13 protein-coding genes are annotated in these 15,199 nt (G+C 63.2%); 12 read left to right on the top strand and 1 reads right to left on the bottom strand.

The features are described from left to right. Nucleotides 1-81: 81 nt before the first annotated feature. The 7 genes from VFU66_RS10530 (at nucleotide 82) to pyrF (ending at nucleotide 5,642) form a co-directional block, all read left to right on the top strand. Complete coding sequence (locus VFU66_RS10530; RefSeq protein ID WP_326446208.1) at nucleotides 82-831, top strand: ABC transporter ATP-binding protein; 750 nt, start codon at nucleotides 82-84, stop codon at nucleotides 829-831. Next, nucleotides 828-1,346, top strand: a complete 519-nt coding sequence (gene ybaK, locus VFU66_RS10535; RefSeq protein ID WP_326446209.1) for a Cys-tRNA(Pro) deacylase — start codon at nucleotides 828-830, stop codon at nucleotides 1,344-1,346. The genes VFU66_RS10530 and ybaK overlap by 4 nt, the downstream gene beginning before the upstream one ends. Continuing rightward, a complete protein-coding gene (locus VFU66_RS10540) occupies nucleotides 1,343-2,032 on the top strand; it encodes a heme exporter protein CcmB (RefSeq protein ID WP_326446210.1) in 690 nt (229 codons plus the stop codon). The genes ybaK and VFU66_RS10540 overlap by 4 nt, the downstream gene beginning before the upstream one ends. A 255-nt stretch (nucleotides 2,033-2,287) precedes the next feature. Next, entirely contained in the window at nucleotides 2,288-3,022 is a 735-nt protein-coding gene (gene ccsA / locus VFU66_RS10545; protein WP_326446211.1) for a cytochrome c biogenesis protein CcsA, read from the top strand. Then, on the top strand, nucleotides 3,019-3,162 hold the full coding sequence (locus VFU66_RS10550) for a hypothetical protein (RefSeq protein ID WP_326446212.1): 144 nt from the start codon (nucleotides 3,019-3,021) through the stop codon (nucleotides 3,160-3,162). The genes ccsA and VFU66_RS10550 overlap by 4 nt, the downstream gene beginning before the upstream one ends. A gap of 346 nt (nucleotides 3,163-3,508) precedes the next feature. Further along, nucleotides 3,509-4,789, top strand: a complete 1,281-nt coding sequence (locus VFU66_RS10555) for a YncE family protein (protein WP_326446213.1) — start codon at nucleotides 3,509-3,511, stop codon at nucleotides 4,787-4,789. An 85-nt stretch (nucleotides 4,790-4,874) separates the two neighbouring features. Next, nucleotides 4,875-5,642 carry an orotidine-5'-phosphate decarboxylase gene (gene pyrF / locus VFU66_RS10560; protein ID WP_326446214.1) on the top strand — a complete coding sequence of 256 codons (768 nt, stop codon included), beginning with the start codon at nucleotides 4,875-4,877 and terminating at the stop codon, nucleotides 5,640-5,642. 63 nt (nucleotides 5,643-5,705) lie between these two features. On the opposite strand, the gene VFU66_RS10565 is transcribed toward pyrF, so the two are convergent. Beyond that, nucleotides 5,706-10,178, bottom strand: a complete 4,473-nt coding sequence (locus tag VFU66_RS10565; protein WP_524536967.1) for a glutamate synthase-related protein — start codon at nucleotides 10,176-10,178, stop codon at nucleotides 5,706-5,708. Nucleotides 10,179-10,430: 252 nt separating this feature from the next. Between VFU66_RS10565 and VFU66_RS10570 the strand changes: the two genes are divergently transcribed. From VFU66_RS10570 to argF, 5 genes are read left to right on the top strand one after another with little or no spacing between them, the layout of a single operon-like run. Continuing rightward, the gene (locus VFU66_RS10570) at nucleotides 10,431-10,871 is read left to right on the top strand and encodes an arginine repressor (RefSeq protein WP_326446216.1); all 441 of its coding nucleotides are present in this window, start codon (nucleotides 10,431-10,433) and stop codon (nucleotides 10,869-10,871) included. Then, nucleotides 10,864-11,985, top strand: coding sequence for an N-acetyl-gamma-glutamyl-phosphate reductase (argC, locus tag VFU66_RS10575; RefSeq protein WP_414649416.1), 1,122 nt, complete (start codon nucleotides 10,864-10,866; stop codon nucleotides 11,983-11,985). Before VFU66_RS10570 ends, argC begins: the two co-directional genes overlap by 8 nt. Then, nucleotides 11,982-12,764 (top strand): acetylglutamate kinase, encoded by a 783-nt coding sequence (gene argB / locus VFU66_RS10580; RefSeq protein ID WP_326446217.1) that lies wholly within the window; start codon nucleotides 11,982-11,984, stop codon nucleotides 12,762-12,764. Before argC ends, argB begins: the two co-directional genes overlap by 4 nt. Further along, nucleotides 12,761-14,011: an aspartate aminotransferase family protein gene (locus VFU66_RS10585; RefSeq protein ID WP_326446218.1), complete on the top strand. Its 1,251-nt coding sequence runs from the start codon at nucleotides 12,761-12,763 to the stop codon at nucleotides 14,009-14,011. The genes argB and VFU66_RS10585 overlap by 4 nt, the downstream gene beginning before the upstream one ends. After that, complete coding sequence (gene argF, locus VFU66_RS10590; RefSeq protein WP_326446219.1) at nucleotides 14,004-15,107, top strand: ornithine carbamoyltransferase; 1,104 nt, start codon at nucleotides 14,004-14,006, stop codon at nucleotides 15,105-15,107. The genes VFU66_RS10585 and argF overlap by 8 nt, the downstream gene beginning before the upstream one ends. Nucleotides 15,108-15,199 lie beyond the last annotated feature (92 nt).

A 15,199-nucleotide genomic window follows, 5' to 3' on the forward strand; every position in this document is an offset into this window, starting at 1 on the left:
ACATACTGTTCCGAATGCATCTCGTCGCCAAGGGCCAAAGGCCCGCTCTATACCAGCCTGGGGCGTAACCCCAGGTATCGAATGCAACCCGAACCTGAAGGGCTGAAGGCCCGTCCTATACTTACCCAAAGGATGACGAATACATCCACAACCCGCACGGATACCGTCACCTCCGCCGCAAACCTCGACTCCGTCTCCAAACTCTACGGCAGCTTCGCCGCGCTCCGTAACGTCACCGCCAACATCCGCGCAGGCACCGTCACCGTCATCCTCGGAGAAAACGGCGCGGGCAAATCCACGCTGCTCCGCGTGGTCGCTGGACTCATCACGCCCACGCGTGGCACGGCCACCGTCTTCGGCGAGCCGCCACACAGCCAGCGCAGCCGCATCGCCTACATGAGCCACGCCACCATGCTCTACGACGAACTCACCGCCATGGAGAACCTCACCTACTTCGCCTCCCTGCACCGCGAAGGAAGCTGCGCCTGTGTCGGCAGCCCCGAGATGGCCCTCCGCGCCGTCGGCCTCGACCCCACGCTCAACCGCCCCGTCGGCCAATACTCGCAGGGCATGCGCCAGCGCGCCTCACTCGCCCGCGTCCTCCAGACCGACCCCGAACTCCTGCTCCTCGACGAACCCTTCTCGAACCTCGACGTCGCCAGCGCCAACCACATGGTCGAGCTGCTCGCCGACTTCCGCACCTGGCCCGTGCAAAACGGCGGCAGTCGTACCATCGTCCTCACCACACACCAGGCCCACTTCGCCGAGCCGCTCGCCGACACTACCTTCACCATGCGCGCAGGCCAGATCATCGAGACCAGATCAAAATGAAATCTCAGGCTCCCGCAAAAACCAACGCCACCCGCCTGCTCGACAGCCTCGGCATCGCCTACGAGATGCGCGCCTACGAAGTCGATCCCAACGACCTTACCGCCATCTCCGTCGCGCGCAAGATCAACCTGCCGCCTGAGCAAGTCTTTAAGACCCTCCTCGCACAAACCAACACAGGCGATCACGTCTTCGCCGTCATCCCAGGCGACGCCGAACTCGACCTCAAAAAGCTCGCCCACGCCGCCGGAGCCAAAAAAGCCGAACTTGCCTCGCTCAAAGAAGTCGAGCCGCTCACCGGCTACATTCGCGGCGGAGTCACCGTCATGGCCGCGCGCAAACCCTTCCCCGCCTTCGCCGACGAGACCATCGAACTCCACGACATCATCTCCATCTCCGCAGGCCAGCGCGGCCTGCAACTCATCCTCACGCCCGCCGACTATCTCCGCGCCACCTCCGCCACGCTCGCCGACCTGACCAAAGCCCTCACCAACGCTGGAGCGCAGCCGCCCGCATGAGCTACCTCCGTCATCTCCTCACCCATCTCCGCAAAGACCTCCGCCTCGAATGGCGCTCGCGCGACTCCATCAACGGAATGCTCTTCTTCGCGCTGCTCGTCGTCGTCGTCTTCGGCCTGGCCTTCGATCCCACCGGCTACCCCTCGACCACGCGCCAGGTCACAGGAGCCATCCTCTGGGTCGCGCTTCTCTTTGCGTCGATTACTGCACTCAATCAATCCTGGACCCGCGAACTCCGCAACCAGGTCCTCGAAGCCCAGCGCATGACCCCCGCGCCCGCATCCACGCTCTTTCTCGGCAAGGCGCTCGCAAACATGATCTTCGTCCTCGTCGTCGAAGCTGTCATGGCTCCCATCTTCGTCGTCTTCTTCAACCTGCACCCGCTCGGCAACGCCTGGCTGCTCGCGCTCATCATGCCGCTCGGCACCTGGGCCTTGGTCGTCAACGGAACATTCTTCGCCGCGCTCGGCCTGCGCGCACGCAACCGCGAACTTCTGCTCCCGCTGCTGCTACTCCCCATCACACTGCCCGCACTGCTCGCAATGGTGCAGTCCACCACAGGTGTCCTCGCGGGCGACCTCGACCCCATCCAGATCAACACCTGGATCAAGCAACTCGTCGCCTACGACATCATCTTCACCACCGCCTGCATCCTCCTCTTCGAGACCGTCCTCAACGCCGAGTAGCGCAAAAAACTTAACACCGATCTACACCGATTTAAAACCCACGGCCGCGGATTTCACGGATAAACACGGATTCGTCCTCCGGCTAACCGAGAACGCGGTCATTCTGAGCGGCGCGAAGAACCCCGGTATTCTTTTCTCGCTGTTGCACGGACCATTCTGCCTTTATCCGCGCAAATCCCCGTCCATCCGCGGTCGAATCGGTGTCATCGGCGCCAATCGGTGTTAAGCCTTCCGTCGCGGTAAAATAGACCCATCGTGTCGCGTCCTTCCATTCTCCGCACCGCAGCCTGGCCCTGGTTCCTCGCCTCGCTTGCCGTGCTCATCTACGCCTTCCGCGAGGCCATCTTCATCGTCCCCGCCGACGCAGCGCAGGGCGACGCCGGGCGCATCTTCTACTACCACGTGCCCAGCGCCATGCTGAGCCTCGTCTTCCCCTACATCAACTTTCTCGCCTCGCTGGCCTTCCTCTTCTGGCGCCGCCGCGACCCGCTCAAGGCCCTCGCCGCCGACGCCCTCGCGCTCTCCGCCGCAGAAGTCACCCTCGTCTTCACCAGCATCTGTCTGCTCACTGGAATGCTATGGGGCCGCGCCACCTGGGGAATCTGGTGGACGTGGGACGAGCGCCTCACCAGCGAACTCCTCCTCTGGCTCCTCTACGCCGCCTACCTCACCGTGCGCCGCTACTCCGCCACCGGCCAGACCCAGACCATCGCCGCCGTCCTCTCCGTCTTCGCCGCCATCGACGTTCCCATCGTCTATATGTCCATCCGCTGGTGGCGCACCCAACATCCTGCGCCGGTCTTCTTCGGCGGTCCCGACTCCGGCATGGACCCCTCCATGCTCCCCGCCTTTGTCTGGAACATCATCGGCTGGAGCGCATGGGGCATCTTCATCCTCTGCTTCCGCTACGCCCTCGAACGCCGCCGCCAGTTAGCCGAGCAGGAGGCCGCCCTCGACGCCATCGAAGCCTCACTGGAGCCCACGCAATGACCTGGCACTCGTTCTTCAACCTCAGCACACTCGAGAACCGCCATCTCCTCGCCGCCTACATCACGGTCTGGGTCATTCAAGGCGGCTACTTCGCCTGGGTGGCCTGGCAGTGGCGACACACTGGCCGCACCCGCTCTTAAAAAAATCAACGAAGCTGCAAACGTATGCAGCTTCGTTGTCCGAGAAAGAGTGCAGATGACACGAGAGCTTCCGTATCTTCAACTCTCTGTATCACTCCCCTGAACCCGTCCCTTTGAAAAAGGTTTCGCAGATTTTTTTCCATATTGTGCAGATACACTGTCATTCTGAGCGGAGCGAAAAATCCCCGCATTTTGCCTGCACCGGCTCGACCTTGTTTCACAGAACTGCTACGCCATGATGAGAACTGCCACATACCTTGCGGAAAAAACCCTGTCCTGCTTAATGACACGGGTTTACTCGTGCCGTAAATGCTTCATTCATCGTTGGGGCACGCCCCCCCGAGACATGTCTCTGCAACCGCCAACGAGTTTTTCTGCAGCCTCTCTAGGCCCGTGCAATTCTTCACGCACTAGAAAATACACCTTTGTCGCCGCCTCATTCGCTGCCGTAGCCCTGCTTGCCGTCACTGGCTGCTCCCGCCACGGCTTCCCTGCCGTGCCCGACGGCTACCGCGAGTTCGCCTACATCACCAACGGCGGATCCAACACGGTTTCCGTGCTCGATCTCGTCTACCTCCGCCAGGACCGCACTCTCCAGGTCGGCCAGGACCCCTCCGGCATCGCTGCCAACCCACGTCGCAACGAGGTCTACGCCGTCAACACCCAGCCCGCCAGCCCGCGCGGCTCCGTCTCCGTCATCGACGCCGCCGAAAACCGCGTCGTCGCCACCATCCCCGTACGCCACCAGCCGTATTCCATCGCCGTCTCACCCGACGGCGCGCGCGCCTACGTCCCCAACTCCGGCTCCAACTCCGTCAGCGTGCTCGATCTCGACCGCCGCCGCGAGATCGCCACCGCCGCCACCGGCGACCAGCCCGGCGTCGCCCGTGTCGCCCCGGACGGCCGCACCCTCGTCATCACCAATCGAGGCTCGAACTCCGTCTCCGTCTTCAGCATCGCGCAGTCCAAATCGCCCGAAGACACCCCCGCCATCCGGCTCCGCGCCACCTTCTCCGGCTGCCCCGGGGCGACCGACGCCGCCATCCTGCCCGACTCTTCCAAAGTCTTCGTCGCCTGCTCAGCCGGTCATCAGGTCATGGCCATCCAACTCGCAGCCGCGCCCGGTTCCTGGCCCGCGAAACAAGACCCTTCCATGCTGACCGACCATCTCCTCACCCTGCTCGATGTCGGCCAGACCCCGATCCACCTCGCCCTCAAACCCGACGGCGGCGAGATCTTCGTCTCCAACTTCGGCTCCGACTCCATCTCCGAGATCGACACCTGGAACAACCAGGTCGGCGGCACCTACTCCATCGTCAGCAAACCCTCCGGCAGCGTCATCAGCTCCGACAACAGCACTCTCTGGATATCCAACTTCGGCGCCGACTCCATCACGCTCTACAGCATCGACGACGGCCACGTCGTCAACTCCATCCACACCGGCTCCGCCCCCGACGCCGTCGCCTTCTCCGCCGACCAGTACCTCCTGCTCGCCGCCGACGCCCGCTCCGGCGACGTAGCCGTCATCCGTACCCAGGGCAAGGACGGCCCCGGCCTCTTCACCATCCTCCCCTCCGGCAAATCTCCCAACGCCATCGCCGTCAAAGCCATCAAGCGCGGCCAATGACGACCTCATGCGTGTCATTCTGAGCGGGGCGAAGAATCCCCGCATTTTGCTCGCTCCGGCACAGACCCTGCTTTGACAAGCAGCCATGTCCATAAAAGAACTGCTCTACACTGAAAACGTGCAGACCATTTCTCCTGATCCGAAAGACCGCCTCATCGTCGCCCTCGACTTCCCCTCCGCCAACAAGGCCATCGCGCTCGTCGATACGCTCGGCGACACCTGCCGCTGGTTCAAGGTCGGTATGGAGCTGTACTACGCTGCCGGCAATCCGCTGGTCCACGAACTTCGCCACCGCGGCTTCGAGGTCTTTCTCGACCTCAAACTCCACGACATCCCCAACACCGTCGCCGGCGCCGTCCGCTCCGCCACCCAGGCCGGAGCCTCGCTGCTCACCATCCACGCCTCGGGAGGCGCAGCCATGATGACCGCCGCCGCCGAAGCAGCCCGCGCCCCCGGCTCGCCCCGTCTGCTCGCCGTCACCGTGCTCACGAGCATGGACGCCAACGAGCTGGCAGGCGTCGGCGTCTCCGTCACTCCCGCCGCACAGGTGCTTCGCCTCGCCAAACTGGCCAAAGCTTCGGGCATCGACGGCATCGTCTCCTCAGCAGAAGAGGTTGCCCCGCTCCGCGCCGAACTCGGCCCCCAGGCCCTGCTCGTCATCCCAGGCATCCGCCCCGCCGGAGCCGCCGTCGGCGACCAGAAGCGCATCGCTACTCCCGAGACCGCCGTCCGTGCAGGCGCATCGATGCTCGTCGTCGGCCGTCCCATCACCCAGGCCGCCAACCCGGCAGCCGCCGCCCAAGCCATCCTCACCGAAATCGCAACCGTAACCCCGACTGCTTCGCATCCATGAGAAATGAGGCTTCCGAACAATTTTTCGGAAGCCTCAACAGGGTTTTCTATCGATGTGAAGGATTTACACCTGAGGCACAGGCGTCAGCCGAACAAACGCCGCCGACCGCTTCGCCCAGTCCGCAAGCATCGCCTGCGCCAAGCCGCTGCCGGAGCGTTCCGCATGAGTCTGGAGCAGCGCCCGCAGACTCTCCTGCGATTCAGCATCAACGGAGCTAAATCCTTCAGCTTTTATGAATTCCGGGTGATACCTCTCGTTTGAGATGAAGGTTCCATCCTCGTCGTATACCCAGGCCAATCCACCTGTCATACCCGCGCCGAAGTTCATCCCAACCTTGCCCAGTACGGCAACCACGCCGCCGGTCATGTACTCGCATCCGTGGTCGCCTACACCTTCGACAACAGCCACGGCACCCGAGTTCCGCACAGCAAACCGCTCACCCGCGCGTCCGGCGGCAAACAGCCTGCCCGACGTCGCGCCATAGAGCGCCACATTGCCCAAAATGACGTGCTGACCGCTGTCCTTCGCCGCCAGCCCGCGAGCCTTGATAACCAGCTCGCCGCCCGAAAGCCCCTTGCCGACAAAGTCGTTGGCCTGCCCCGAAAGCACCAGCTTCATGCCATCAACCGCAAACGCGCCAAATGACTGCCCTGCTGTTCCTTCCAGGTTGAACGTCACGTCAGCCGGAAGATCAGCCTTCGCCCGCCGCACAGCCAGCTCGCCCGCAAGCCGCGCGCCAACCGAGCGGTCCGCATTCGTGATCTTTGAATCGACCACATACGGAGTTCCGGCCTCAGCCGCCTCCAGCGCAGGCTCCACCCACGCCTCATCCAGCGCAGGACGCGCCTCCGGCTGGTCGTTCCGCATTCCCATCCAACGACTGGGGCCATCCGAAACCTGCGCCAGCATTGGCTGCAAATCGAGATTGCCGTCGAACCGCACCTGCTCCAGCAGGTCCGCGCGGCCCACCGCAGCCTCCAGCGAAGGCAGTCCATAGCGAGCCAGCAGATGCCGAACGTCGGCAGCCAATTCCTCAAAGAAGCGCACCACATGCTCGGGCTTGCCCCGGAACTTCGCCCGCAGCTCAGGCTTCTGTGTTGCAATGCCTGTCGGGCAGGTGTTCAGATGGCACTGCCGAGCCATATCGCAGCCTAGAACCACCAGCACCGCCGTGCCGAACGCATACTCATCGGCCCCAAGCAGCGCAGCGATCAGAATATCGCGCGCAGTCGCCAGGCCGCCGTCGGTACGCAGCCGCACTCGGCTCCGCATGCCGTTCTGCATCAGCACCTGTTGCGCCTCGGCCAGTCCAAGCTCCCACGGATTGCCCGCGTACTTGATGCTCGAAAGCGCCGCCGCACCCGTACCGCCCACGTTGCCGGCAATCACGATAAAGTCTGCATAAGCCTTGGCGACGCCAGCCGCGACCGTACCCACGCCGCAGCCCGAGACCAGCTTCACCCCAACCGTCGCCTTCGGGTTCACCCGCTTCAGGTCATAGATCAGTTGCGCCAGGTCCTCAATCGAGTAAATGTCATGGTGCGGCGGCGGCGAGATCAACGGCACGCCCGGCTGTGCATGACGCAGTCGCGCAATCATGCCGCTCACCTTGTGGCCGGGCAACTGACCACCCTCGCCGGGCTTTGCGCCCTGCGCCACCTTGATCTCAATCTCTTCCGCGTGCGCCAGATACTCCGCCGTCACGCCAAAGCGTCCCGAAGCAATCTGCTTAATCTTGTTGTTGAGCGAGACATGCACCGCCGGGGCCTCAACCACCGGCTCGGCAACCGCAGCAGGCGCGCCCGAACCTGCCTTCACGCTCACATGCGCCAACGCCTCAGCCTCGGCGGCAATCACAGAATTCGGCCGATACACGTCGCAATCTTCGCCGCCTTCGCCCGTGTTCGAGCGTGCGCCGAGCATGTTCATCCCCATCGTGATCGTGTGGTGCGCCTCCGGGCTCAGCGAGCCCAGCGACATCGCGCTCGAAATAAACTTCTTCCAAATCTTCTCCGGAGCCTCAACGTCACTCAGTGCAAGCTCCGGGCCCGCAGGACGAATCTCCAGCAGATCGCGCAGCACCGCCGGATCGCGCGAGATCACATCTTTGGTAAAGATAGCGAACGCGCTCGAAGGATCAGCAGGCATCGGCACATTGCGCGCCGTGCCGACGACGGACTGCAACGCCTTCACATTGGGTGGCCGCCAGCCGTGATACTCGGAGCTGTCACCGCCGCGGAAACGAACCCAGCCATAGTCGGGCAGTCCCTCCGTCCCGGCTTCGCCTGCTCCCCATGCCTGGCGCAACTGCCGCTCGATCTCGGCAAATCCAATGCCGGAGAGAGGAGCAGGCGTGTTCGGGAAGCAGCGATCCACCACGCTCGAATGCAGCCCCAGAATGTCGAACAGGTGCGCGCCGCGGTAGCTATCCACCACGGAGATGCCCATCTTCGACATGACCTTCGCCAGCCCTGCGTCAAGCGACTTCAGCATCTTGCGCTCGGCCACGGCAGCATCCGTGCCCGCAGGGGCCTGGGCAATGCCAGTCTCCAGCGCCAGCCACGGACACACCGCACCCGCGCCGTAACCAATCAGCACCGCCGCATGATGAATGTCGCGGCAGTCGCCTGCCTCGACGGCAATACCAGCCAGCGTGCGCAAACCAGCCGCGACCAGCGCCTGATGAATCGCGCCCGTCGCCATCGACATCGGCACCGGCAGCTTCTCGGAAGTCGCCGAGCGATCCGAAAGCAGCAAAATCCGCGCGCCGTTCCGCACCAGCGTAATGGCCTGCATGCAAAGCTCATCGAGCGCCTGGGCCAGCGTGCCCGTCGCGTCAAACACGCACGGCAACTCCGCCATCTTCAGCTCCGCCTTATGCGGATACTCGCCTTTACGCAACGCCTCCACCTGGCCCAGCGACAGGAACGGCGACGGCAGCGAAAGTCCCGGCAGCGGCGCATTCTTATCCAGCATATGGGGCCACGGGCCGAGCCGCGTATGCAGCGAAACCACGCAGGCCTCGCGCAGCGGATCAATCGCCGGGTTCGTCACCTGCGCGAACCGCTGGCGGAAGTATGCATACACCGGACGCGGCGCGCGCGCCAGAAACGCCAGCGGTGTATCATCACCCATCGACCACACCGGGTCCTTGCCGTCCACAGCCATCGGCTGCAGAATCATCTTCACATCTTCGCGCGTGTAGCCGAAGCCCCGCTGCCAGGCCGCCATCAAGGCTGGCTCGGGGGCCGCAACCTCAACCGGAACCAGCGGCGTGTCCTCCACCAGCGTCGCGTAGGTCGCGCCCGCGTCGAACAGCTCAGCCAGCGTCTCGTCTTCGTAAATCTTGTGGTTCACCAGGTCGACAACCAGCATCTGTCCCGGCCCAAGCCGTCCGCTGTGCGTCACCTCGTCCGGGTCGAGATCGACCAGTCCGGCCTCGGAGCCCGCAACCACCAGCCCCGCCTTCGTCACCGCGAACCGGCAAGGCCTGAGCCCATTCCGATCCAGCGCAGCGCCCACATATTTTCCGTCGCTGAACGCAATCGCTGCCGGTCCGTCCCACGGCTCCGAGCAATCCGTGTGGTAGCGCAGGAACAGCGAAGTATGCTGCCCCGACGTCGCAGGCGGCAGCAGCATCCGCACCGCCTCCGGCATCGTTCTGCCGTTCTGCGCCAGCAGCTCAATCGCTTCGTCCAGACTCGTCGAGTCGGTCCCATTCTCCGTCAGCACGGGCTTGCACTCGACAGGAAGGGTTGAATCGCGGGCGGCCATGCGCGCGCGATTGCCCCACACGGTATTGATCTCGCCGTTGTGCCCCAGCGTACGGAGCGGCTGCGCCCGGTGCCATGTCGGCAGCGTATTGGTCGCATATCGCTGGTGAAAGATCGCAAACGGCGTTGCATATTCTTCCGAAGCAAGGTCCGGATAAAACTCCGCCAGAAAATTTCCCGCGCACATCGCTTTGTAAACGATGGTCTGGGTGGACAACGAGCAGATATTGCCCGTCACATCTCCCCGCTCATGCGCACGCTCAAACTGCTTCCGCGCCAGATAGAGCCTCCGCTCCATCGTGTCCGGCTCGCCATTGGCCGAATCCGCGACCAGCACTTGCCGGATCTTCGGCATCGTGCTCAGGGCCATCTCGCCCAGGAACTCCGTGCGCACCGGAACATCGCGCCAGCCCAACACCTCCAGATCATGCGAGAGCAGACACCGCTCCAGCAGAGCCTCGGCGCGCGTCTCTTCCACCGGCAGCAGCAACATGCCAACGCCCAGCAGACGCGCATCATCCAGCGCAATTCCAGTCTCGCGCAACAGCAGTGCGCGAGGCACGGCGGCCAGAATGCCAACGCCGTCGCTGCTCTTGCCGTCAGCAGCAGTCGCGCCGCGATGTTCCAGCCGCGCCAGCGCCGTCAGGGCCTTCTTCAAAATGTCATGGGAGGGCGTAGCATCGACCGAAGCCACAAATCCAACACCGCAGGAGTCATGTTCGAAGCGCGCATCCACAAGGGACCGCAGGGTGCTCGAAGACACCGATGGCTTCGCGTTCAGGGAATTTGCCAGAGACCAGTCCATGCTTCACTATACTCGAACGAAGCGTCAAAGCTTAGTCCGATTTTCCTTCCTTGGGAGAATGCGATACAGTTCACTCATGCCGCTTGCATAAATATACATCAAAATTGTATATTTATGCATAGTGATTTTTCGGGCTATTCTTAAATTTTGCGGTGTCTTTATTTTTACACCAGTGAAGACCGATTGCGATAAAACAGGTCAAACGTATTCATGAAACAGCAGCGTCATACTGTTATCCGGGACTTACTCCAGAAGACGCCAGTGGCCAGCCAGGACGAGCTGCGGCGCAAGCTTGCCGGTCGCGGATTCCACGTCACCCAGGCAACGCTCTCGCGCGACATCCACGAGCTGCGGCTCTCCAAAGGCCCCGGCGGCTACTCGCTGCCGAGCGAAGAAGACGGGGATGAAGACTCCCTGCCCGAGATCCGCGAAGTGCTTGAAAGCTTCGGCCTCAAGGTGAAGCAGGCGCAGAACCTTCTGGTCTTAGTAACCACCACCGGCGGCGCGCAGCCCATCGCCGCAGGCATCGACTACGAAGACTGGCCTGAGGTCATCGGGACCCTCGCCGGCGACGACACCGTCCTCATCATCTGTCCCGACCAGCAACAGGCAGGCGTATTGAAGACGCGGATTGAAGGCTACCTTGGCTAATCTGGAGATGGAAAGCGACGTGGAGACCACCACCAAACCGGCTGGCGAATACGAGGCCCGCGCACCGCGCACTGCCGTCATCGGAGTCAGCGGCTACGCGGGCGGCGAACTTGCGCGCCTCTTGCTGCAACACCCGCGTCTCACCGGCGCGCTTCCCTGTTTTCTCGGGCGCTCCGGCGACTCCGGCACGACAACATATCTTGAAGAACTTCACCCGCAGTTCGGTGTGCCCGGCACCGTGCAATCGCACAAAATCCATCCCTTTGACTGGGACTTCCTCACGGACTCCGGCATCGAGTTTCTCTTCATGGCCACACCGCACGAGCAATCGCGCGAGTGGGCGCCCGAGGCGCTCGCGCGCGGCATCCGGGTCATCGACCTCAGCGGCGCATGGCGTCTCAAGGAAGCCGGCAATCACGCTGTCTACAAACTGACCGACGCCGACCCCGCACTCGCCGCGAAGCTGCAAGCCGAAGCCGTCTACGGCTGCCCCGAACTCCACCGCGCCGAGATTCGCAGCGCGCGCCTCGTAGCCAACCCCGGCTGCTATCCCACGTCCGTCATCCTCGCACTCGCGCCGCTGGTGCAGGCCGGCCTCCTCGACCTCAGCCACGAGATCATCTGCGACTCCAAATCCGGCGTCAGCGGAGCGGGCAAAGCCGCGACCGCCAAGACGCACTTCATGTACGCCGCAGACAACTTCTCCGCCTATAACGTCTTCGGCCACCGCCATACGGGCGAACTCTTCGAGCAACTCCACCTCGCGCCCGATCAAATCCAGTTCACGCCACATCTTCTGCCGATTCCGCGCGGCATCCTCTCGACCATCTACACGCGCCTCAAGGCTCCGATGACCGCAGAAGCCATCACCAAGGTCATGCACGACTTCTACAAGAACAGCCCGATGGTGCGGCTGCACCCCACGCCGCACCTGCCGCAGATTCAACACATCGTCCGCACCAACCATTGCGACGTTGGTTTCGCGCTGGCAAAGGACAGCAGGCGTCTCATCCTGGTCTCGTGCCTCGACAACCTATTAAAAGGCGCAGCCGGGCAGGCAGTACAAAACCTCAACGTGATGTGCGGATGGACTGAACAGGAGGGCCTGCTGTGAGATTTGTTGTCAAACTAGGCGGCGCCGCGCTGGAGAACAAAGATCTGCTGCACGCCTGCGGCAAGGCCATCGCGGACCTCGTCGCCGACGGCAACCAGGTCGCGGTCGTCCACGGCGGCGGCGTGCAGCTCACCCGCACCCTTGCTCAGATGGGCAAGAAGAGCGAGTTCATCTCCGGCCTGCGCATCACCGACGCCGAAACCCGCGACGCCGCGCTGATGGTGCTCGCTGGCCGCGTCAACAAGGCGCTTGTCGCAGCCGTGGGCTCGCACGGCCAGGCCGCCGTCGGCCTCTCCGGCGGAGACGGCCACGTCTTCCGCGCGCGCAAAAAGAAGACCAACCCCGACCTCGGCTTCGTCGGCGAGATCGCCGCCTCCGACCCGCGCTGGCTCGAAGCCATCTGGACCATGAACGCCGTGCCGGTCATCTCCTCCATCGCCCTCGGCTTCGACGGCGAGTACTACAACATCAACGCAGACGAGATGGCCGCCGCCTGCGCCGTCTCCACGCACGCCGACGCGCTCGTCTTCCTCACCGACGTCCCCGGCGTCAAAGGCGCGGACGGCAACGTCATGCGTTGGCTCACCCTCGCCCAGATTCCCGCCCTGGAAAAGCAGCAGATCATCTCCGGCGGCATGTTGCCCAAACTCAACGCCTGCCGCGAGGCCCTGACTCACGGCGTCAAACGTGTACGCATTCTTCCTGCGGAGGCCGCCTGGCTCTTGCCCGACCTCTGCTCCACCCGGGTGAACGACGGAACGGAGGTGATGGTCGCATGAAGCTCGAATCCATTCAGGCTGCCGAAAACAAACTGCTCGTCCAGACCTACGAGCGCAATCCTTATCTCTTCGTCAGTGGCAAGGGCGTCTATCTGCGCGACGAAAACGGCAACGACTTCCTCGACCTGCTCAGCGGCATCGGCGTCTCCGCGCTCGGCTACGCTCATCCGGCAGTCGAAGAAGCCATCCGCCGCCAGAGCACGCAACTGCTCCACACCTCGAACCTCTTCTATCACGAGCACACCGCCAACCTCGCGCTCCGCCTCACCGAGATCAGCGGCCTCGACCGCGTCTTCCTCTGCAACAGCGGCACAGAAGCGTGGGAAGCTTCGCTGAAGCTCGCGCGCGCCAACGCCACACGCCTGCGCGCAGGCGGCCGCACCATCGGCACCAGATTCCTCGCGCTCGATCACAGCTTCCACGGTCGCACCATGGGCTCGGTCGCCACTACAGCCAAGGCAAAGTACCGCGAGCCGTTCGGCCCCGTCATGCCCAACGTCGAGTTCGTGCAATTTAACGACGTGGCTGACCTGCGCGCCAAATTCTCCAACGAAGTCTGCGGCATCTGTATCGAGCCCGTGCAGGGTGAAGGCGGTATCCACCTCATCTCGCCCGAGTTCTTCCGTGCCGCGCGCGAACTCTGCGACTCCACCGGCGCGCTCCTGCTCGCCGACGAAATCCAGTGCGGCCTCGGACGCACCGGCAAGTGGTTCGCCTACCAGCACTACGACATCCAGCCCGACGTCACCGCCATCGCCAAGCCCATCGCGGGCGGAATCCCCATGGGCGCCATGCTCTGCACCAACGAGTCCGCACAAGCCTTCACACCCGGCACGCACGGCACCACCTTCGGCGGCGGCCCGCTCGCCTGCGCCGTAGCTATCACCGTCATCGACACGCTCAAGAAAGAAAACATCCTCGCGCACGTCGAAGAAGTCGGTCAGTTCTTCAAGACGAAACTTCAAGACCTCGCCAGGCGCCACGACTGCATCACCGACGTGCGCGGCCTGGGCCTCATGCTCGGCATCGAACTCAACTCGGCAGACCTCGCCAAGCACGTAGCCGCCGAGATGATGGAGCGCCGCATCATCATCAACCGCACCAGCGACACCGTGCTGCGTTTCCTGCCGCCGTACATTCTGGAGCGCAAGCACGTCGAAATCACCATCACCGCGCTCGACGAAATTCTGAAAGCCGGCGCCGTACTGAGCGGTGCGGCCCCCGCAGGAGAAAAAGCTCATGGGTAGCAAGACCTTAATCATGAAACCGGCGGAGATCGCGCCCGAAGAGATGCCCGCCCCCAAGCCCAAGGCAACGCTCGGCATCCAGTCCGACACCGCCTTCACCGAAGCCGCCAAGCGCCTGAACGGACGCGACCTCTGCTCCATCGCCGACCTCACCGTGCAGGAGATGGCCGCCATCATGGAGCTGGCCCACTCCGTCAAGTCGCACCCTGAAGATTTCCGCCACGCGCTCGACGCCAAGCAGATGGTGATGTTCTTCGAGAAAGCCTCGCTGCGCACACGCCTCACCTTCGAGACCGCCATCAACACGCTCGGCGGCAACGCCATCTTCGTCGACCAGACCCAGTCGCCGCTCGGCGAACGCGAATCCCTCGCCGACATGGCCCGCAACCTCGAACGCTGGATGAGCATCATCGTCCTCCGCACCTACGCGCACGAGACCATCACCGAGATGGCCGCCGGCTCCCGCGTCCCCGTCATCAACGCACTCTCCAACCTCGAACACCCCTGCCAGGCCATCGCCGACTTCTTCACCATCGAAGAACGCTTCGGCTCCGCCGCAGGTCTGCGCTTCACCTACGTCGGCGACGGCAACAACGTCTGCCACTCGCTCATGCTCACCGCCGCGCAGCTCGGCGCGCACTGCACCATCGCTTCGCCGAAGGGCTTCGCGCCCAAACTCGAAATCATCCACAAGGCCATCGAGATCGCCGAGACCACCGGCGGCAGCATCACGCTCCTGCACGATCCCGTCAAGGCTGTCACCGGAGCCGACGCCATCTACACCGACGTCTGCACCAGCATGGGCTTCGAGCACGAGGCCACCAAGCGCGCCCCCATCTTCAAGCCCTACCAGGTCAACGAAGCCCTGATGGCCCACGCGCAACAGGACGCCGTCTTCATGCACTGCCTCCCCGCGCACCGCAACGCCGAAGTCACCGACGCTGTGCTCGACGGTCCGCAATCCGTCGTCTTCGACCAGGCCGAAAACCGCATGCACGCCCAGAAGGCCCTGCTCCTGATGCTGCTCGGCGGAGCAAAGCGCATCTCCAACAACCGCAGCCGCAGCACCCAGACCCGCAAACGCACCAACAGCTAATCGTCACCTTCTTGTTGTCATTCCTCTTTTTTCTGTTGTCATTCCCGAAGGGAATCTGCGTTTTCTGCAATAAGGAAATTCACTATGTCCGT

The sequence above is a fragment of the Edaphobacter sp. genome (genome assembly GCF_035763405.1).
Taxonomy (GTDB): domain Bacteria; phylum Acidobacteriota; class Terriglobia; order Terriglobales; family Acidobacteriaceae; genus Edaphobacter.